15 protein-coding genes are annotated in these 18,302 nt (G+C 68.8%); all 15 read left to right on the top strand.

Annotated features, from left to right (window positions below; genetic code table 11):
- Positions 1 to 18: 18 nt before the first annotated feature.
- Positions 19 to 741, top strand: coding sequence for a UMP kinase (gene pyrH, locus G7B67_RS03535; RefSeq protein ID WP_166207938.1), 723 nt, complete (start codon positions 19 to 21; stop codon positions 739 to 741).
- Positions 742 to 937: 196 nt separating this feature from the next.
- Positions 938 to 1,870 (top strand): cation diffusion facilitator family transporter, encoded by a 933-nt coding sequence (locus G7B67_RS03530; protein ID WP_166207935.1) that lies wholly within the window; start codon positions 938 to 940, stop codon positions 1,868 to 1,870.
- A 69-nt stretch (positions 1,871 to 1,939) separates the two neighbouring features.
- On the top strand, positions 1,940 to 2,497 hold the full coding sequence (gene frr, locus G7B67_RS03525; protein ID WP_166207933.1) for a ribosome recycling factor: 558 nt from the start codon (positions 1,940 to 1,942) through the stop codon (positions 2,495 to 2,497).
- 128 nt (positions 2,498 to 2,625) lie between these two features.
- A complete protein-coding gene (gene uppS, locus G7B67_RS03520) occupies positions 2,626 to 3,381 on the top strand; it encodes a polyprenyl diphosphate synthase (RefSeq protein WP_207780866.1) in 756 nt (251 codons plus the stop codon).
- Entirely contained in the window at positions 3,378 to 4,217 is an 840-nt protein-coding gene (locus G7B67_RS03515; RefSeq protein WP_166207927.1) for a phosphatidate cytidylyltransferase, read from the top strand. The genes uppS and G7B67_RS03515 overlap by 4 nt, the downstream gene beginning before the upstream one ends.
- A 49-nt stretch (positions 4,218 to 4,266) precedes the next feature.
- On the top strand, positions 4,267 to 5,508 hold the full coding sequence (locus tag G7B67_RS03510; protein WP_243412229.1) for a 1-deoxy-D-xylulose-5-phosphate reductoisomerase: 1,242 nt from the start codon (positions 4,267 to 4,269) through the stop codon (positions 5,506 to 5,508).
- 12 nt (positions 5,509 to 5,520) lie between these two features.
- On the top strand, positions 5,521 to 6,870 hold the full coding sequence (gene rseP / locus G7B67_RS03505; protein ID WP_166207921.1) for an RIP metalloprotease RseP: 1,350 nt from the start codon (positions 5,521 to 5,523) through the stop codon (positions 6,868 to 6,870).
- 108 nt (positions 6,871 to 6,978) lie between these two features.
- Entirely contained in the window at positions 6,979 to 9,504 is a 2,526-nt protein-coding gene (gene bamA / locus G7B67_RS03500) for an outer membrane protein assembly factor BamA (RefSeq protein WP_166207919.1), read from the top strand.
- 53 nt (positions 9,505 to 9,557) lie between these two features.
- The gene (lpxD, locus tag G7B67_RS03495; RefSeq protein ID WP_166207916.1) at positions 9,558 to 10,583 is read left to right on the top strand and encodes a UDP-3-O-(3-hydroxymyristoyl)glucosamine N-acyltransferase; all 1,026 of its coding nucleotides are present in this window, start codon (positions 9,558 to 9,560) and stop codon (positions 10,581 to 10,583) included.
- Positions 10,580 to 11,041 (top strand): 3-hydroxyacyl-ACP dehydratase FabZ, encoded by a 462-nt coding sequence (fabZ, locus tag G7B67_RS03490; RefSeq protein ID WP_166207913.1) that lies wholly within the window; start codon positions 10,580 to 10,582, stop codon positions 11,039 to 11,041. Before lpxD ends, fabZ begins: the two co-directional genes overlap by 4 nt.
- 1 nt (position 11,042) lies before the next feature.
- Positions 11,043 to 11,825, top strand: a complete 783-nt coding sequence (gene lpxA / locus G7B67_RS03485) for an acyl-ACP--UDP-N-acetylglucosamine O-acyltransferase (RefSeq protein ID WP_166207910.1) — start codon at positions 11,043 to 11,045, stop codon at positions 11,823 to 11,825.
- 49 nt (positions 11,826 to 11,874) lie between these two features.
- The gene (gene lpxB / locus G7B67_RS03480; RefSeq protein ID WP_166207907.1) at positions 11,875 to 13,071 is read left to right on the top strand and encodes a lipid-A-disaccharide synthase; all 1,197 of its coding nucleotides are present in this window, start codon (positions 11,875 to 11,877) and stop codon (positions 13,069 to 13,071) included.
- Positions 13,068 to 13,784: a ribonuclease HII gene (locus G7B67_RS03475; RefSeq protein WP_166207904.1), complete on the top strand. Its 717-nt coding sequence runs from the start codon at positions 13,068 to 13,070 to the stop codon at positions 13,782 to 13,784. Before lpxB ends, G7B67_RS03475 begins: the two co-directional genes overlap by 4 nt.
- A gap of 167 nt (positions 13,785 to 13,951) precedes the next feature.
- On the top strand, positions 13,952 to 14,587 hold the full coding sequence (locus G7B67_RS03470; RefSeq protein ID WP_166207901.1) for a YkvA family protein: 636 nt from the start codon (positions 13,952 to 13,954) through the stop codon (positions 14,585 to 14,587).
- A gap of 113 nt (positions 14,588 to 14,700) precedes the next feature.
- Positions 14,701 to 18,270: a DNA polymerase III subunit alpha gene (gene dnaE / locus G7B67_RS03465; protein ID WP_166207898.1), complete on the top strand. Its 3,570-nt coding sequence runs from the start codon at positions 14,701 to 14,703 to the stop codon at positions 18,268 to 18,270.
- The last annotated feature ends 32 nt before the right edge of the window (positions 18,271 to 18,302 follow it).

Below are 18,302 nucleotides of genomic sequence, written 5' to 3'. Positions count from 1 at the left end.
CCGCCATCGGAGCCTGCCATGTCCCAACTCGCCTATCGCCGCATCCTGCTCAAGCTGTCCGGCGAGGCGTTGATGGGGGACGAGGATTACGGCATCGATCCGAAGGTGATCGGACGCCTGGCGCGCGAGGTGATCGAGGCCCAGCAGGCCGGCGCCGAAGTCGCGCTGGTGGTCGGCGGCGGCAACATCTTCCGCGGCGCGGGGCTGGCCGCAGGTGGCATGGACCGCGTCACCGGCGACCAGATGGGCATGCTCGCCACCGTCATCAACGCGCTGGCGATGCAGGATGCGCTGGAAAAGCTCGGCGCCAAGGCACGCGTCATGAGCGCGATCAAGATCAACGACGTGTGCGAGGACTACATCCGCCGTCGCGCGATCCGGCACCTCGAAAAAGGCCGGCTGGTGATCTTCGCCGCCGGTACCGGCAATCCCTTCTTCACCACCGATTCGGGCGCGGCGCTGCGTGCGATCGAGATCGGCGCCGACCTGCTGCTCAAGGCGACCAAGGTCGACGGCGTCTACGACAGGGATCCGAAGAAGTTCGCCGATGCCACCCGCTTCGAGAAACTCGACTACGACGAGGTCATCGCCCGCGACCTGCAGGTGATGGACACCGCTGCCTTCGCGCTATGCCGCGACAGCGACCTTCCGCTGCGGATCTTCGACATGAGCCAGCCGGGCGTGCTGCTGCGCATCCTGCACGGGGAGCCGATCGGCACGTTGGTCCAGGGTCGCGCCTGATCTGCCGCATCGCTGAGGGCCTCGCGCGTCATCCGTAGCCCGGGCAAGGCGCAGCCGCGCCCTGCATTCCGGCGACCTTGGCTCGATCTCCGGACGTGGCCATGGCGACCGGATCCAGCGTTGGGGTTCCCGCGCACCGCGCGCGTGACGGCTTCGCGCAATAGTGTCCACGCCGGCATTGCGGCACGATCGGCCGATGCACGGACATTCCCACGAAGGTGGACATGGCCACGGCGGCGGCTCCGCGACCCGCGCCTTCGCCACCGTCACCCTGATCAACCTCGCCTACACCCTGGTCGAAGCCGGCTACGGGTTTTCCACCGATTCGCTGGCACTGCTGTCCGATGCGCTGCACAACTTCGGCGACGTGCTCGGGCTCGGCCTGGCCTGGGGTGCGGCCGTGCTGGCCAGGCGCGCGCCGACCGCGCGCCACACCTACGGCTGGCGGCGGGCGACATTGCTGTCGCCGCTGGCCAACGCGCTGCTGCTGGTCGCCTTCGCCGGCGCGCTGTCGTGGGAGGCGCTGCGCCGGCTCGGCGCGCCGCCGCAGATCCCGGCGCTGCCGGTGATCGTGGTCGCGGCGATCGGCATCGTGGTCAACCTCGGTGCGGCCTTCCTGATCCGCGACGGCCATGGCCACGCGCATGCGCACGACCTCAACCGGCGCGGCGCCTTCCTGCACCTGATGGCCGATGCGGCGGTGTCGCTGGCCGCGGTGCTGGCGGGGCTGGGGATGCTGCGCCTGGGCTGGCAGTGGCTGGACCCGGTGACGGCGCTGCTGGTCGGCGTGGTGGTGGCCGCAAGCGCGTTCGCCCTGCTTCGCGACGCCTTCAACGCGGCCATGGATGCGGTGCCGTCGAACATCGACCAGGCCGCGGTGCGCGCCTTCCTGCAGGCGCAGGATGGCGTGGTCGCGGTGCACCACCTGCATATCTGGTCATTGGGCGCAGGCGAAGTCGCGATGACCGCGCACCTCGTGCGGCCGGGGGACGGCGACCACGACGATTTCATCGATCGGCTCGCGCATGGCCTGGACGAGCGATTCGGGATCAACCATCCCACCCTGCAGATCGAGCGTGGCAGTGCCTGCGAGCACGACCGCCACGATCGCGCCCCGCACGGCGGATAGCTGGCCGCGGCCGGGGCCGGGCGTCGACGTTCGCTATACTGGCGCGATGCATCAGCTCCGGAGCCGGCCATGATCAACGACATCCACAAGGACGCGCAGGCGCGCATGTCCAAGAGCATCGAGGCGCTTCGCCACACGCTGGTCAAGGTGCGCACCGGCCGCGCCTCTCCCGCGCTGGTCGAGCACATCAAGGTCAACTACTACGGCTCCGAAGTCCCGCTGTCGCAGGTCGCCAGCGTGTCCGTCGCCGATGCCCGCTCGCTGGTGATCACGCCATGGGAGAAGCAGATCGTCGGCGCGGTCGAAAAGGCGATCCTGGGTTCCGACCTGGGGCTGACTCCGAACACCGCCGGTACCGTGATCCGGCTCAACCTGCCGGCCCTGACCGAGGAGCGCCGCAAGGAATTGTCCAAGGTCGTGCACGGGGAGGGCGAGGACACCAAGGTGGCGATCCGCAACATCCGCCGCGACGCCAACCACCAGGTCAAGGAACTGCTGAAGGACAAGCAGGTGACCGAGGACGAAGCCTCGCGCAGCGAAGCGGACATCCAGAAGCTCACCGACAAGGCCATCAAGGACGTCGACGACGTCGTGCGCGCCAAGGAACAGGAATTGATGGCGGTCTGAGGCGGCGAGCCTTACCGAATGAAGCATCGCGGATCCGGACGCGTACGCAGCCGCTTGCCGGGTCCCCGGCCGAGGACCACGCATGGGTCGATCCCCGATGCGCGACCCCAGGCGACCGACCAGTGACCATTCCCGCCCACATCGCCATCATCATGGACGGCAACGGACGCTGGGCGCAGCAGCGTCGGCGTCCGCGCGTGATCGGCCATCGCGCCGGAGCGCGCGCGGTGAATGTCTGCATCGACTTCTGCCTGGAGCGCGGCATCGCCGCGCTGACCCTGTTCGCCTTCTCCAGCGAAAACTGGGGCCGTCCCGAAGAAGAAGTCGGGGCGCTGATGAAGCTGTTCATCAACGCGCTCGACCGCGAGGTCGCCGAGCTGCACCGGCGCGGCGTGCAGGTCCGCTTCATCGGCGAGCGTGAACGCTTCAGCGCTGCGATCCGGGCGCGCATGGATGGGGCCGAAACCCTCACCCGCGCAAACCACGCACTGGTTCTCACGATCGCCGCCAGTTACGGTGGCCGCCAGGACATCGCCGCGGCGGCGCGCGCGCTGGCGCGGGACGTGGCGGCGGGACGGCTGGATCCGGATGCGATCGACGAGCGCCTGTTCGCCAGCCGCGTCGCGTTGGCGGACCTGCCGCCGCCGGACCTGTTCATCCGCACTGGCGGCGATTTCCGCATCAGCAATTTCATGCTCTGGCAGCTGGCCTACACCGAACTCTGGTTCACCGAGACATTGTGGCCGGCGCTGGATGCCGCCACACTGCAGCGCGCCCTGGATGAATTCGCCAGCCGCGAGCGCCGTTTCGGGCTGACCGGTGCGCAGGGCCAGCCCGGGGCCGGCGCCGGGAATGCCACCACTCCAGACGAGACCCCTGCATGACCAAGACCCGCGTGCTCGCGGCGCTGGTACTCGCCCCGATCGCGATCGCGGCCATCCTGCTGTTGCCGACCCCGTGGCTGGTGGCCCTGGCCGCGGTGGTGTTCCTGGCCGGCCTATGGGAATGGTTCCGGCTGGCCGATGTCGAGGACACGCTGGCGCGGACCGTGCTGCTGGTTGCCAACCTTGCGCTGATGGTGGCGATCGTCTGGGGATCGCGCAGCCACGCCGGAGGGTTGTCGCTCGTGTTGTTCAAGCTGGCGACGGTGGCCGGCGTCATCTGGTGGCTGCTGGCGGGATTGTGGTTGAAGCACTTCGGATTCGCCTCCGACCACGACACCCATGCGCGGGTGTTCAAGCTCGCCGCCGGCACGCTGGCGATCGTGCCCGCCTGGTGCGCGCTGGCATGGATCCACGCCGAGCGACCGATGGGGCATCGCTGGCTGTTCGTGGCCTTGATGATGGTCTGGGCTGCGGACACTGGCGCCTATTTCGTCGGGCGTCACCTGGGCAAGCACAAGCTCAGCCCGCGGATCAGCCCGAACAAGACCATCGAAGGCCTGCTGGGTGGGCTTGTCGCCGGCGTCGCAGTCGCGGTCGCCTTCGCGCCGCTGGCCGGTGCCGGCTTCGGGCAACTGCCGGCGGTGGCGCTGGTCGCCGCCGTCGCGGTGGCGTTCTCGGTGGTCGGCGACCTGTTCGAAAGCCTGCTCAAGCGCCACGTCGGGGCCAAGGATTCGGGCGACCTGATCCCGGGCCACGGCGGGGTCCTGGACCGCATCGATGGCGTCATCGCCGCGCTGCCGGTGTTCGCGCTTGGCAAGGCCTGGCTCGGATTCTGAGGCCGCCCGCGCTCCCCGCGCCCGCTGCCCCCTTCCAGACCGGCTCCCCTTGAACGACCAACCTCCCCTTCGCGACATCGCCGTGCTCGGCGCCACCGGCTCGATCGGCACGTCGGCGCTGGACGTGGTCGCGCGCCATCCCGACCGCCTGCGGGTAACGGTGCTGGCGGCCGGAAGCAATGTCGAAGCCCTGCTGGCGCTTTGTCGGCGCCATCGCCCCGCCCACGCGGTGATCGCCGATACCGGGGCGCACGCGCGCCTGCGCGACGGGTTGCGCGAATCGGGGCTGCCCACGCAGGCCCATGCCGGCGACCCCGCGCTGGGGGAACTGGTCGCCAGCGATGCCTGCGATACCGTCGTCGCCGCGATCGTGGGCGCCGCCGGGCTGCCTTCGACGCTGGCCGCCGCGCGCGCCGGCAAGCGCCTGCTGCTCGCCAACAAGGAATCGCTGGTCCTGGCGGGCGAACTGCTGACAGCCGCCGCCGGCGCCGCCGGCGCCTGCATCGTCCCGATCGACAGCGAGCACAACGCGATCTTCCAGTGCCTGCCGGTGGCACCGGCGGGAATCGGCGCGTGCGCAGCGGGCGGGGGCAGCCACGGGCTGCGACGGATCCTGCTCACCGCTTCCGGCGGCCCCTTCCGCGGGCGTGCCCGCGCGGCCTTGGCCGACGTCACCCCGGCGCAGGCGATCGCGCATCCCAAGTGGTCGATGGGACCGAAGATCTCGGTCGACTCGGCGACGCTGATGAACAAGGGCCTGGAGGTGATCGAAGCCCACCACCTGTTCGGCGTGCCCGCCACGCAGATCCACGTGCTGGTGCACCCGCAGAGCCTGGTGCACTCACTGGTGGAATTCATCGACGGCTCGACCCTCGCCCAACTCGGCCTCCCGGACATGCGGACCGCACTGGCGGTGGGCTTCGGCTGGCCACAGCGGATCGAGTCCGGCGTCGCCGGGCTGGACCTGCTGGCGCAGGGCCGGCTGGACTTCGAAGCGCCGGATCTGGATGCCTTCCCCTGCCTGCGGCTGGCCTTCGACGCACTCGCCGCCGGCGGTACCGCGCCGGCCGTGCTCAATGCGGCCAACGAGGTTGCGGTCGCCGCCTTCCTGCACGGGCGCATCGGTTTCCTGCAGATCCCGGCTCTGGTCGAGGACGCGCTGGCCTCGCTTCCAGTGGTCGCCGCCGATTCGCTGGACGTGCTACGCGACGCCGACGCACTGTCGCGCCGCCATGTCGAGCAGGCGATTGCGCGCAACCCCACCGCCGTCCGTCCACGCGCGCTGTCATGAGGAGCGCACGCCATGGGTGATTTCTTCGGTTCGGTGTGGTGGATGATCGTCAGCCTCGGCGTGCTGGTGACGTTCCATGAGTTCGGGCACTTCTGGGTCGCGCGCCGGTTCGGGGTGAAGGTGCTGCGGTTCTCGGTCGGCTTCGGCCAGCCCCTGTGGCTGCGCCGTGGGCGCGACGGCACCGAGTACGTTGTCGCGGCGATCCCGCTCGGCGGCTACGTCAAGATGCTCGACGAGCGCGAAGGCGACGTCGACGCGCGCGACCTGGGCCAGGCGTTCAACCGCAAGTCGGTCGGTCGGCGGATCGCGATCGTCGCCGCTGGCCCGTTCGCCAACCTGCTGCTGTGCGTGGCGCTGCTGTGGGCGATGTTCGTGATCGGGCGGCCGGATTTCTCGCCGGTCGTCGGCCACGTCGAAGCGCTGGCGGCGCAGGCGCGGCTCGAGCGAGGCGACAGGCTGCTGGCGGTCGGCGACCGCGACACCCCGACCTGGAGCGAAGCGGCATTGGCGCTGGCGACCGCGGCGCTCGACCGCAGGGACGTCCGCATCCGGGTGCAAACCGCCGATGGCGACGAGGTGGTCCGCACGCTGCGCCTGTCGCAACTGCCGCCCGCTGCCGACCAGGATCAGCTGCTGCGCGACATCGGACTCACCCCGCGCCACCAGTTGTTGCCCCCCTTGGTCGGCCGGATCGAACCCGGATCCGCCGCGTGGGGCGTGCTGGCCGACGGCGACCGGATCACGGCCGTCGATGGCACGCCGGTGCACGCGTTCGACGACATCGGACCCCTGGTCCAGCGGTTCGGTGGCCGCCAGGCCATGGTCGAGGTCCTGCGCGACGGCGACCGGCTGGCACTGGAGATCCATCCGCGCCTGCGCCGGGATGGGTCCGGCGGCCGCTATTGGGCCCTGGGCATCGCTCCGGCCCCTGCCGCCACGCCGGCCTACGACGCGAAACTGCAGTACGGGCCGGTGGCCGCGGTGCCGGCGGCGGTGCGCGAAACGTGGAAGCTGGCCGCCGATTCGGTCGGCATGATCGGCCGCCTGCTGCGGGGCCGCGCCTCGGCCGACAACGTCTCCGGGCCGATCACCATCGCCCGTTACGCCAATGCATCAGCCCAGCTGGGGCCGGCCTGGTTCCTGAACTTCCTCGCCCTGATGTCACTCAGTCTGGCGATCGTCAACATCCTGCCAATCCCCGTCTTGGACGGCGGCCACCTGCTGTATTACCTTATCGAGCTGGCCCAAGGCCGCCCGTTGAGCGAACGCGCGATGGCTGTCGGCCAATATATCGGTCTGGGCCTGCTGGCCGGCCTGATGGGCCTGGCGTTCTACAACGACATCCTGCGACTGCTGCATTGACCGACTGCGCGAAACCACGCCCGCGACCCCACCATCGCCGCACGCCTGCGATGGGCCGAAAGATTCCGCTCCAAAGCCCCGCTCGATAGCCCCCAATTGGACGTACCGATGACGCGAACCCCCGCCCGCCGCCTGCTCGCCCTCGCCCTTGCCGCGGCGCTTGCGCCGGCATTCCCCGCACTGGCGCAGTCGGCCAATCCGTTCACGGGGGCGGCTGCGGCCGACGGGACGCCGGATGCCGCGCCGGCTCCCACCGGCCTGGACGCGTTCACCGTGGCCGACATCCGCGTCGATGGCCTTCAGCGCATTTCGTCGGGCACGGTATTCACCTACCTGCCGATCGAGCGCGGCGACACGATCGACTCCACCCGCGAGGCCGAAGCCATCCGGGCGCTGTACAAGACCGGGTTCTTCGACGACGTCCGGCTCGGCCGGCAGGGCGACATCCTCGTCGTGACCGTGGTCGAGCGTCCGAGCATCAACAAGCTCACCATCACGGGCAACAAGGATATCCATACCGAGGACCTGCAGAAGGGCCTCAACGACATCGGCCTGAGCGAAGGCAGCACCTTCGATCGCCACGACCTGGACGAGGTCACGCAGGAACTCACCCGCCAGTACAACAACCGCGGCAAGTACAACGTCAAGATCGATCCGATCGTGACCAAGCTCGACCGCAACCGCGTGGACATCACGCTGCAGGTCACTGAAGGCAAGGCTGCGCGGATCCGGCACATCAACCTGATCGGCAACGAGACCTTCAAGCAGAAGGCCGTCACCGACAATTGGGAGTCGCAGGAAAGCAACTGGCTCAGCTGGTACCGCCACGACGACCAGTACTCCAGGGAGAAGCTGTCCGGCGACCTGGAGAAGCTCAACGAGTACTACCTGGACCGTGGCTTCATCGACTTCAGCGTCGACAGCACGCAGGTCGCGATCAGCCCGGACAAGCGCGACATGTTCATCACCGCCGGGCTCACCGAAGGCGAGAAATACACGGTCTCGGGGATCACCATCAGCGGCGACACCATCCTGCCCAAGGAAGAGCTGGAGAAGATGGTGCTGGTCAAGCCGGGCCAGGTCTTCTCGCGGGAGATGCTGGAGCGCTCTTCCGACGCCATCACCGCGACCCTGGGCAACATCGGTTACGCCTTCGCGCAGATCAATCCGGTCCCTGACATCGACCGTGAAAAGCGTACCGTTGGCATCAACCTCCAGGTCCAGCCGGGTCCGCGCGTCAACGTCCACCGGATCGTGTTCAAGGGCAACACGCGCACGTCCGACGAGGTCATGCGCCGCGAACTGCGCCAGTTCGAAGGTGCCTGGTACTCGCAGGCCGCCATCGACCGGTCGAAGATCCGCCTGCAGCGACTGGGCTTCTTCGAAACGGTGGATGTCGACAAGCAACCGGTCCCCGGCAGCAACGACCAGGTCGACGTCGTCTTCAGCGTCAAGGAGACCACGTCGGGCAGCTTCTCGGTCGGCCTGGGCTATTCGCAGCTGTCGGGCCTCACAACCTCGATCTCGGTGTCGCAGAACAACTTCCTGGGCAACGGGAACCGGGTCTCGATCGAGGCGCAGCGCAACTCGTACCTGCAGCGGTACGCGTTCTCGTTCCTCAATCCGTACTTCACCGACGAAGGCATGTCGCTTGGCTACAACCTGAGCTGGCGCGAGTTCGACAACTCCAACTTCAACACCGCCTCGTACTCGACCACCAGCCATTCGGCCCAGGTGGTTGCCGGGCTGCCCATCACGGAAAACGACACCGTATCGGCGCTGTTCGGGGTCGACAGCAACCAGATCTTCACATTCCTCGGTTCGACGCCGCTGTCGATCATCCGCTACGTGGATGCCCTCGACCAGCGCACCTTCCATGCCTGGCGCGGCCAGCTGGCGTGGGCCCGCGACACCCGCAACGACTACTTCACTCCGACCAGCGGCATCTTCCAGCGGGTCTCGTTCGAAACCACGCTGCCGGGCTCGACCGTCCAGTACTACAAGCTCAATTACCAGTTCTCGAAGTACTGGCCGATCTCGCGCGCGCTCGTGCTCGATACCCGGATCGAACTGGGCTACGGGGACAGCTACGGCAACCCGGTCACCCGCGACAACTATTGCCTGCAGCCCCTGCCCCCGGCGGTGGACGACGACAACGACCCGAAGACGCCGCCGGTCCAGCCGCCGCGGCCGCCGTCCAGCGACCCCTGCCTGCCGTCGTCCCCGGATTACCACGTGATCGATCCGCCGTTGACCGCCGACGGCCTGCCGTTCTTCGAGAATTTCTACGCCGGCGGCACCAATTCCGTCCGCGGATTCCGCGACAACACCCTTGGCCCGCGCGAGGGCAACCAGGCGTTGGGCGGTGCGGTGAAGACCGTCGGCTCGTTCGAGATGTACTTCCCGACCCTGATCAAGTCGCCCTCGGCGCGGGTCTCGGCGTTCGTCGATTTCGGTAACGTCTACCGCAACGCCGATGATTTCAACGTCGATGAGCTGCGGTATTCGGCGGGCATCTCGATGCTGTGGCGCGCGCCGGTCGGTCCGATTTCGATCAGCTACGCGGTCCCGCTCAACAGCAAGCCCGGCGACGATATCGAGCACCTCCAGTTCACCTTCCAGGGCGCGTACTGACCATCGCGGCCAGCGACGCGCGGCCTGCCGCGATCCGCCGACGACCCACGGGCATGCCTAGCCTTCGCCAATTCTCAGCAACCGAACTTGCCGCGCGTTTCGGGCTGCTGCTGCACGGTGATGGCGGCATCCGGGTCGCCGGCGTGTCCACGCTGGCCGGCGCCGACGCGACCCAACTGTCGTTCCTGGCCAATCCGCGCTACCGTGCGCAGCTGGAGGACAGCCAGGCCGGCATCGTGGTGATGGCCGCCGGCGATGCCGAAGGTTATCCAGGCACCGCGCTGATCGCCGATGATCCTTATTCCGCATTCGCACGCATCGCATCGCTGTTCGACGTTCGCGAGCCGCCTGCTCCCGGCATCCATCCCTCTGCCATTGTCGATGCGACGGCGCAGGTCGATCCCGCCGCGCAGATCGGTCCGCTAGCCGTCGTCGGCCCTCGAAGCACGGTTGCCGCCGGCGCCGTCGTCGGTGCCGGGTGCGTTGTCGGCGAGGACTGCGTGGTGGGAGCCGGTTGCGAACTCGGCGCCCACGTCACCCTGGTGCGCCGCGTGCGCCTGGGGCAACGCGTCCTCATCCACCCGGGCGCGGTACTCGGTGCCGATGGCTTCGGGCTGGCCATGGAAGCCGGCCGCTGGCTCAAGGTGCCGCAGCTCGGCGGCGTCGTGATCGGCGACGACTGCGAGATCGGCGCCAACACCACCATCGACCGTGGCGCGCTCGATGACACCGTGCTCGAGGACGACGTCCGCCTGGACAACCAGATCCAGGTCGGCCACAACGTCCACATCGGCGCCCATACGGCGATGGCCGGCTGCTCGGCGGTCGCCGGCAGCGCGCGCATCGGCCGCTACTGCCTGATCGGCGGCGGCGCGGGGGTCCTCGGGCACCTGGAGCTGTGCGATCGCGTCGTCGTGACCGCGATGACGCTGGTGACGCATTCGATCCGCGAGCCCGGCGAGTATTCATCCGGCACCCCGGTGATGGACAATCGCAGCTGGCGTCGCAGCGCCGCCCGCTTCAAGCAGCTCGACGCCCTCGCACGCCGCGTGCAGGCCGTCGACAAGGACCCGCAATGAGCCTGCAACTCCCGGTCGACGTGGTCGACATCCAGAAACTGCTCCCGCACCGCTTCCCGTTCCTGCTGGTCGACCGAGTTGTCGAGTTCGAGCCGCACACGCGCGTGCTGTGCACCAAGAGCGTCACCTTCAACGAGCCGTTCTTCCAGGGCCATTTCCCCGGCCGACCGGTGATGCCGGGCGTGCTGGTGATCGAAGCCCTGGCGCAGGCCGGCGGCCTGATCACGCAGTTGTCGGACCTGGCGGCCAGCGGCGTGCCGGCGACCGGAAAGATCTTCTATCTGGTCAAGATCGACAACGCCAAGTTCAGCCGCATGGTCGTGCCGGGCGATCGCCTCGAGCTCGACGTCACCCTGCGCCGGATGATCCGCAACATGGCCCTCTACACCGGCATCGCGCGCGTCGACGGCGAGCAGGTCGCCTGCGCCGACATCCTCTGCGCCGAGGCGAAGGACTGACGTGGCTGGCGGCATCCATCCCAGCGCCGTCATCGATCCGTCGGCGCGGCTCGGGGCGGATGTCTCGATCGGCGCCTTCTGCACCATCGGTGCCGACGTCGAGATCGGCGACCGCAGCGTCATCGACGCGCATGCCAGCGTGCTGGGCCCGACGCGGATGGGTTGCGACAACCACGTGCACGGCTTCGCCGCGATTGGTGGCGATCCGCAGGACAAGAAGTTCGCCGGCGAGCGCACCGAGCTGGTCATCGGCGACGGCAACACGATCCGCGAGTTCGCGACCATCAGCCGGGGCACCGGCAACGGCGGCGGCGTCACCCGCATCGGCGACGACAACTGGTTCCTCGCCTACGTGCACATCGCGCACGACTGCCAGGTCGGCAGCCATTGCGTGTTCTCCAACAATGCCACGCTGGCGGGGCATGTCGAGGTCGGCGACCACGTCATCCTCAGCGGCTTCGTCGGCGTGCACCAGTTCTGCCGCATCGGCGCCCACGCCTTCGTCGGCATGGGCGCATTCGTCAACGGCGACGTGCCGCCTTACGTGCTGGTGGCCCAGGAAGGCTACGGGCGCCCGCGCGGCATCAACGCCGAGGGGCTCAAGCGCCGCGGCTTCGACAGCGCGCGGATCGCCGCGATCAAGCGCGCCTACCGCGCGCTCTATGCGTCCGGAGCCAAGCTCGACGAGGCGCGCCTGCACTTGGCGCAGCTGGCACGCGACAGCGACGACGTGCGCGCGCTGCTGGACTTCATCGAGCGCGGCGAGCGGCCGTTGTTGCGGTGAAGGCGCGGCTCCGGATGGGTGAGCCCGCATCCTGGATCCATGGATCGACATGGCACGGGCGCCCGTCATGACCACCCGCGCGCCGCGGATCGCGCTCGTCGCCGGCGAGGCGTCCGGCGACCTGCTCGGCGCCGGACTGGTCGCGGCGTTGCGCGAGCGCTTTCCGGATGCGGAATTCGCCGGCATCGGCGGCGATGCCATGCGTGCGGTGGGATTCGACGCCTGGCATGACGCCTCCGAACTGGCGGTGATGGGCCTGAGCGAAGTCCTGCGCCACCTGCCGCGGCTGCTGCGGCTGAGGCGCACGCTGCGCCGGCAGGTGCTCGCGTGGAAACCCGATGTCTTCATCGGCATCGACGCGCCCGACTTCAACCTGGGGGTCGAGCGCTGGCTCAAGCAGCGCGGCGTGCGCACGGTGCATTACGTCAGCCCGTCGGTCTGGGCCTGGCGCGAGAACCGCGCGGCGAAGATCGGCGCCAGCGCCGACCTGGTGCTGTGCCTGTTCCCGATGGAACCGACGATCTACGCGCGCCACGGCGTCGACGCCCGCTTCGTCGGCCATCCGCTGGCCGATGCGATGGCGCTGGATCCAGACCGCGCATCGGCACGCGAGGAGCTGGCGCTGCCGCTGGACGCGCCCGTGCTGGCCGTACTGCCGGGTTCCCGCCTGGGCGAAATCGGGCGTCTCGGACCCGCGTTCGTGAAGGCCGCCACGCTCGTTGCGGCGCAGGTCCCCGGATTGCGCGTGGTGATACCCGCCGCGACCCCCGCCTGCCGGGCGGCGATCGAATCGCTGCTGGCCCGGTCCCCCCCGATCCCCCATTCCCGGCTGCTGGACGGGCAGGCGCGCACCGCGATGGTCGCCAGCGACGTGGTGCTGCTCGCATCGGGCACCGCCACCCTCGAAGCAATGCTCGCGCAACGCCCCATGGTGGTCGGTTACCGGATCGCGCCGCTCACGCACGCGATCGTCAAGGGCATGGGAATGCTGAAGGTCGCCAGTTATTCGCTGCCCAACGTGCTGGCCCGCGACCGCGTGGTCCCGGAGCTGATGCAGGACGATTGCACGCCGGAACAACTGGCGGCCTCGGTGCTGGACTGGTTCCACCACCCGGAGGCGATGACCGCACTGCAACCACGCTTCCACGGCCTGCATGCCGAACTGCGACGCGGTGCCTCGACGCAGGCCGCGCAGGCGGTGGCAGGATTGCTGTCGGCCGGAAGCAATGGGCCGGGAACGCGATGAACAACGACACGCCAGAGGCCGGCCATCCGAAAGCGCAACCGCCGGGGAATGGCGTCTGTGTCGCGCAGTCGGGAGGACCCGAACCGACGCCGCGGCGGTACATCGCCGGGGTCGATGAAGCCGGCCGGGGTCCGCTCGCCGGGCCGGTGTCCGTCGCCGCGGTCGTCTTCGAACCGGGCCGCACGCCGATCAATGGCCTGGCCGATTCAAAGCAGTTGTGCGCGGATCGGCGCGAAGTTCTCTACGCGCGCATCGTCGAACGCGCGCTGGCGTGGTGCGTGGTTTTCATCGAAGTCGAAGAGATCGACCGCCTCAACATCTACCACGCCACCCTGCTCGGCATGCGCCGCGCGCTGGACGGCGTGCTGCACGTCGCGCGCGATGGACACGGCTGCCTTGCGCGGATCGATGGCAATGCGCTGCCGCGCGGGCTTCCCTGCGCCGCCGAGGCAATCGTCGGCGGCGACGCCAGCGACCGCTCGATCATGGCGGCATCGATCCTGGCCAAGGTCTCGCGCGACCGGCACATGCGCGCACTGCATGAGCAATGGCCGCAGTACGGGTTCGACGAGCACAAGGGCTATGCCACGCCCGGGCACCTGGCGGCGTTGATGCGGCACGGACCGTGCCCGCAACACCGGCGCAGTTTCGCGCCGGTGCGCGCCAGCGACGATCTGTTCGCGACTCTGCAGCGCGATCCACTGCCGGCTTAGCGGCCGTAGGCTGCATTCATGTCGCTCGATCGAAGGTCGGCATGACTTCCAGATGGCGACATTCGAAATCCACGGGCGCATGCTGTCGGCGCATCGATGCGATGCCACCGGAATGCCTGCCGGTCGCTTTCCGATCGCCAACAAAGCCGGCAATCGCGAGGTTCCCCATGGCCAACCTGCAGCAACACCTTCCCGGGCAGAACGAGATTCCCTGGCGCCTGTCGAATGATCCGTGCCGGCGCAAGCGCGTCGGCGACTGGACGCTGTGCGCGGAGGAAGTCGCCAAATTCGACACCCTCGTGCACGAGGTGCACCCCGGTGCACCTCGCGTGGATGCCGACCAGGTGGCCCATGTTGCGCGCTGGCTGCTGGCGATGCCGGAAGCGCGCGCCACGCAGGTCCTGGGCGAACGGCTCACGCGCATCGACGAACTGCGCCGCATGGTCGCCGATCCCGATTGGGACTGCGCCGACCGCGACCGCGTGAACGTGGAGAAGATGCTCGGCTACCTGGACCAGGAGGAAACCCTGATCCCCGACCGCACGCCGATGCTCGGGAAACTCGACGACATCCTGCTGCTGGAACTGACCTGGGACGCGCTTGCGACCGAGGTCGACGAGTACGAGGATTTCTGCCGGTACCGCGAGGACGAACATCCCACCGGAACCGGCGAACAACAGCGTGCGACGTGGATCCGCGAGCGGCTGGCCGCGCTGGCGCTGGTGGAACACCAGCAGCGGGTCAGCGGCACCCACTACGCGATCGGCGGATCGCCTACCGAGCCCTTCCGCGTCGGCGGATAGCCGTTCAGGGAGCGCCGCACCGATTCGCGGGACCGTGCCCGGGCGCCCGGCGTCAAGCCTTGTCTGGCACAGGCCGGGCCCCTACTCTGGGTGCTGTTACGACGGCTCCTTGAATGTCCGCTCGCTTCGTCCACCTGCACCTGCACAGCGAGTACTCGCTGGTCGATTCGACGATCCGCATCCCGGAACTCGTCGCGCGCTGCGCCGCGTTGCAGCAGCCGGCGGTCGCGGTCACCGACCAGAACAACCTGTTCGCGCTGGTCAAGTTCTACAAGGCCGCCGAAAGCGCCGGCATCAAGCCGATCATCGGCGCCGACATCCTGCTGGCCGAAGGCAACGAGCCCGCGTCGCGGCTGACACTGCTGTGCCGCGACCGCGATGGCTACCTCGCGCTGTCGCGGCTGCTGACGCGGGCGTGGATGGAAGGCCATCGCACCGATGGCGTGGTCGTGCGCCCGGAGTGGCTGCGCGACGGCAACACGGGCCTGTTCGCGCTCGCCGGCCGGCACAGCGAAGCCGGTCGCCTGGCCGCCGCGGGCAAGCACGACCTGGCCGAGCAATGGCTCGCCGACTGGCAGCGCCACACCGGCGAGCGCCTGCACCTGGAACTCACGCGTACCCAACGCGACGGCGAGGAGGCCTTCAATGCCTTCGCGCTGCAGGCCTCCGCGCGGCGCGGCATCCCGGTGATCGCCAGCAACGACGTGCGCTTCCTCGATGCCGACGGCTTCGGCGCGCACGAAGCGCGCGTGTGCATTTCCACCGGGCGCGTGCTCGACGATCCCAAGCGGCCGCGCGAGTACAGCGGCGAGCAGTTCCTGAAGACGTCCGAGCAGATGGAGGCGCTGTTCGACGATGCGCCCGATGCGATCGACAACGCGCTGGCGCTGGCCACGCGCTGCAACCTCGAACTGTCGTTGGGCACGTATTACCTGCCGGCCTTCCCGGTGCCCGCCAACGAGACGCTCGACAGCTGGATCCGCAGCCAGTCGCGCGACGGCCTGCGCGCGCGGCTGGAAAAGCATCCGCCATCGGACGAATTCGGCGGCCGCGACGCCTACGAGGCGCGGCTGGAGGCCGAGCTCGACGTCATCGTCAAGATGGGGTTCCCCGGCTACTTCCTGATCGTCGCGGACTTCATCAACTGGGCCAAGGACCACGACATCCCGGTGGGGCCCGGACGCGGCTCGGGTGCCGGTTCGCTGGTGGCGTGGGCGCTGGGCATCACCGACCTGGATCCGATCCCGTACGACCTGCTGTTCGAGCGCTTCCTCAATCCCGAACGCGTGTCGATGCCCGACTTCGACATCGACTTCTGCATGGACCGGCGCGACGAGGTGATCGACTACGTTGCCGCCAAATACGGCCGCGACCGCGTCAGCCAGATCATCACCTACGGCACGATGTCGGCCAAGGCCGTGGTGCGCGACACCGGGCGCGTACTCGGGCATCCGTACGGCTTCGTCGATGGCATCGCCAAGCTCATCCCGATGACGCTGGGCGTGTCGCTGGACGATGCGCTGGGCGAGTCGGAAGCAGCGCGCAAGAATGCCGAACTCGCGTCGACCGAGCTCATCCAGCGCCACGCCGCTGAAGAAGACGTGCGCGACCTGCTGTCGCTTGCGCGCGAACTCGAGGACCTGACCCGCAACGCCGGCAAGCACGCCGGCGGCGTCGTCATCGCGCCCAGCCCGCTGTCCGACTTCTGCCCGCTGTTCGCCGAACACGATGGCGGCGGCCGCGGTCGCAATCCCGTCACGCAGTTCGACAAGGACGACGTCGAGACGATCGGGCTGGTGAAGTTCGACTTCCTCGGCCTGCGCACGCTGACGATCATCGATTGGGCGGTGAAGGCGATCAATGCGCGGCGCACCCTTGCCACGCTCGCAGGGGACATGGCCCGGGGCCCGGCGGAGGGCGCACCCGCGCACCTCGACATCACCACCCTCCCGCTGGACGACACGAAGACCTACGAGCTGTTCGCGCGCGGCGACACCCACGCGGTGTTCCAGTTCGAGTCGCGCGGCATGCGCGAACTGCTCAAGCGCGCCAAGCCCGACCGCTTCGGCGACCTGATCGCGCTCGTCTCGCTGTTCCGACCGGGCCCGATGGACCTGATCCCGGACTTCATCGAGCGCAAGCACGGGCGCGCGGAAGTCAGCTATCCGCATCCCAAGCTCGAACCGGTGCTGGCGCCGACCTACGGCGTGATCGTGTACCAGGAACAGGTGATGCAGATCGCCCAGGTCCTGGCGGGCTATTCGCTCGGCGGCGCCGACCTGCTGCGCCGCGCGATGGGCAAGAAGAAAGTCGAGGAGATGGCGAAGGAACGCGCCAAGTTCGAAGCCGGCGCGTCCGAGCGCGGCGTCGATGCGCGCACGGCTTCGCAGATCTTCGACCTGATGGAGAAGTTCGCCGGCTACGGCTTCAACAAGTCGCACGCCGCGGCCTATGCGCTGGTGTCCTACCAGACGGCGTGGCTGAAGGCGCATCACCCGGCCGAATTCATGGCCGCGGTGCTGTCCTCGGACATGGACAACACCGACAAGGTGGTCGGCTTCCTGGACGAAGCGCGCGCGCTGGGATTGACCGTGCTGCCGCCGGACGTCAACGCCTCGCGCTACATGTTCGAGGCGATCGATGCGGCCACGATCCGGTATGGCCTGGGCGCGGTGAAGGGGGTTGGCCGCGGCGCCTGCGAGGCGATTTCGGAAGAACGCGCGAGAGCAGGCGCGTTCGACGACCTGCTCGGATTCTGCCGGCGGGTGGACTCGTCCAGGCTCAACCGCCGCGCGCTGGAGGCGCTGGTCCATGCCGGCGCGCTGGATGCGCTGGGCCGCAACCGTCCGTCGCTGATGCTGCAGCTGCCCGAGGTGCTGAAGGCGACCGAGCAGCTGGCGCGCGAGCGCGAGGCCGGGCAGGTGTCGCTGTTCGGCGGCGCGCCGTCGGGCGGCGGCGCTGCGGAGCCGGAACTGCAGATCGACCTGCCCGTCGCCGACGACTGGCCGCTGCTGCAGAAGCTGCAGGGCGAGCGCGACACCCTGGGCCACTACCTCAGCGGCCATCCGCTGGATCCGTATCGCGACGAACTGCACGGCCTGGTCGGCAACGACCTGGGCGACCTCGACCGGATCTGGAACGAGCGCCCGGAGAGCGAGCGCCATGGCTGGCGCCAGGAAACCACGATCATCGTCGCCGGACAGATCACCGCGCTGCGCAAGCGCGGCGACAGCCAGGCGTTCGTGCAGCTGGAGGACGGACGCGGACGCATCGAGTGCGCGTTCTTCGCCGAAGCCTTCCACCAGTGTGCGCACCTGCTGACGCGCGACCGCATCCTGGTGGTCGAGGGCGGGCTGCGCGAGGACGAATTCAGCGGCGGCTTCTCGCTGCGCGCGCGCCGCTGCTGGGACTACGTGCAGGTGTGCACCCAGCATGCGCAGAAACTGTCGGTGAAGCTGGACCTGCGCGAAGGCGACGCGCTGGGCCAGTTCGCGAAGGTCCTGCAGGGCCACCACGGCAGCACCCCGCTGCTGGTCGAGGCCATCACCGGCGCGGCGGTGGGCCGGTTGAGCATCAACGGCGGCAAGGGCGTGCGGGTCGACGCCGCCCTGCCCGGCCTGCTGCGCAGCCTTCCCGGGGTGCGCACGGTGAAGCTGGCGATCGCCAAGCCCTGGGCGAGCTGACGCCGTCGGAGCACCCGTTTCCTCTTCTCCCC

The sequence above is a fragment of the Cognatiluteimonas telluris genome (assembly GCF_011320095.1).
Classification (GTDB): domain Bacteria; phylum Pseudomonadota; class Gammaproteobacteria; order Xanthomonadales; family Xanthomonadaceae; genus Cognatiluteimonas; species Cognatiluteimonas telluris.
Note: the sequence above shows the minus strand (reverse complement) of the source record. Positions and strands in the feature narration are given on the sequence as shown.

Bases quoted from the DNA above. Each gene is read 5' to 3' on its own strand.
- pyrH (WP_166207938.1), top strand. From the start codon at position 19: ATGTCCCAACTCGCCTATCGCCGCATCCTGCTCAAGCTGTCCGGCGAG.
- G7B67_RS03530 (WP_166207935.1), top strand. From the start codon at position 938: ATGCACGGACATTCCCACGAAGGTGGACATGGCCACGGCGGCGGCTCC.
- frr (WP_166207933.1), top strand. From the start codon at position 1,940: ATGATCAACGACATCCACAAGGACGCGCAGGCGCGCATGTCCAAGAGC.
- G7B67_RS03515 (WP_166207927.1), top strand. From the start codon at position 3,378: ATGACCAAGACCCGCGTGCTCGCGGCGCTGGTACTCGCCCCGATCGCG.
- rseP (WP_166207921.1), top strand. From the start codon at position 5,521: ATGGGTGATTTCTTCGGTTCGGTGTGGTGGATGATCGTCAGCCTCGGC.
- bamA (WP_166207919.1), top strand. From the start codon at position 6,979: ATGACGCGAACCCCCGCCCGCCGCCTGCTCGCCCTCGCCCTTGCCGCG.
- lpxD (WP_166207916.1), top strand. From the start codon at position 9,558: ATGCCTAGCCTTCGCCAATTCTCAGCAACCGAACTTGCCGCGCGTTTC.
- fabZ (WP_166207913.1), top strand. From the start codon at position 10,580: ATGAGCCTGCAACTCCCGGTCGACGTGGTCGACATCCAGAAACTGCTC.
- lpxB (WP_166207907.1), top strand. From the start codon at position 11,875: ATGGCACGGGCGCCCGTCATGACCACCCGCGCGCCGCGGATCGCGCTC.
- G7B67_RS03475 (WP_166207904.1), top strand. From the start codon at position 13,068: ATGAACAACGACACGCCAGAGGCCGGCCATCCGAAAGCGCAACCGCCG.
- G7B67_RS03470 (WP_166207901.1), top strand. From the start codon at position 13,952: ATGGCCAACCTGCAGCAACACCTTCCCGGGCAGAACGAGATTCCCTGG.
- dnaE (WP_166207898.1), top strand. From the start codon at position 14,701: ATGTCCGCTCGCTTCGTCCACCTGCACCTGCACAGCGAGTACTCGCTG.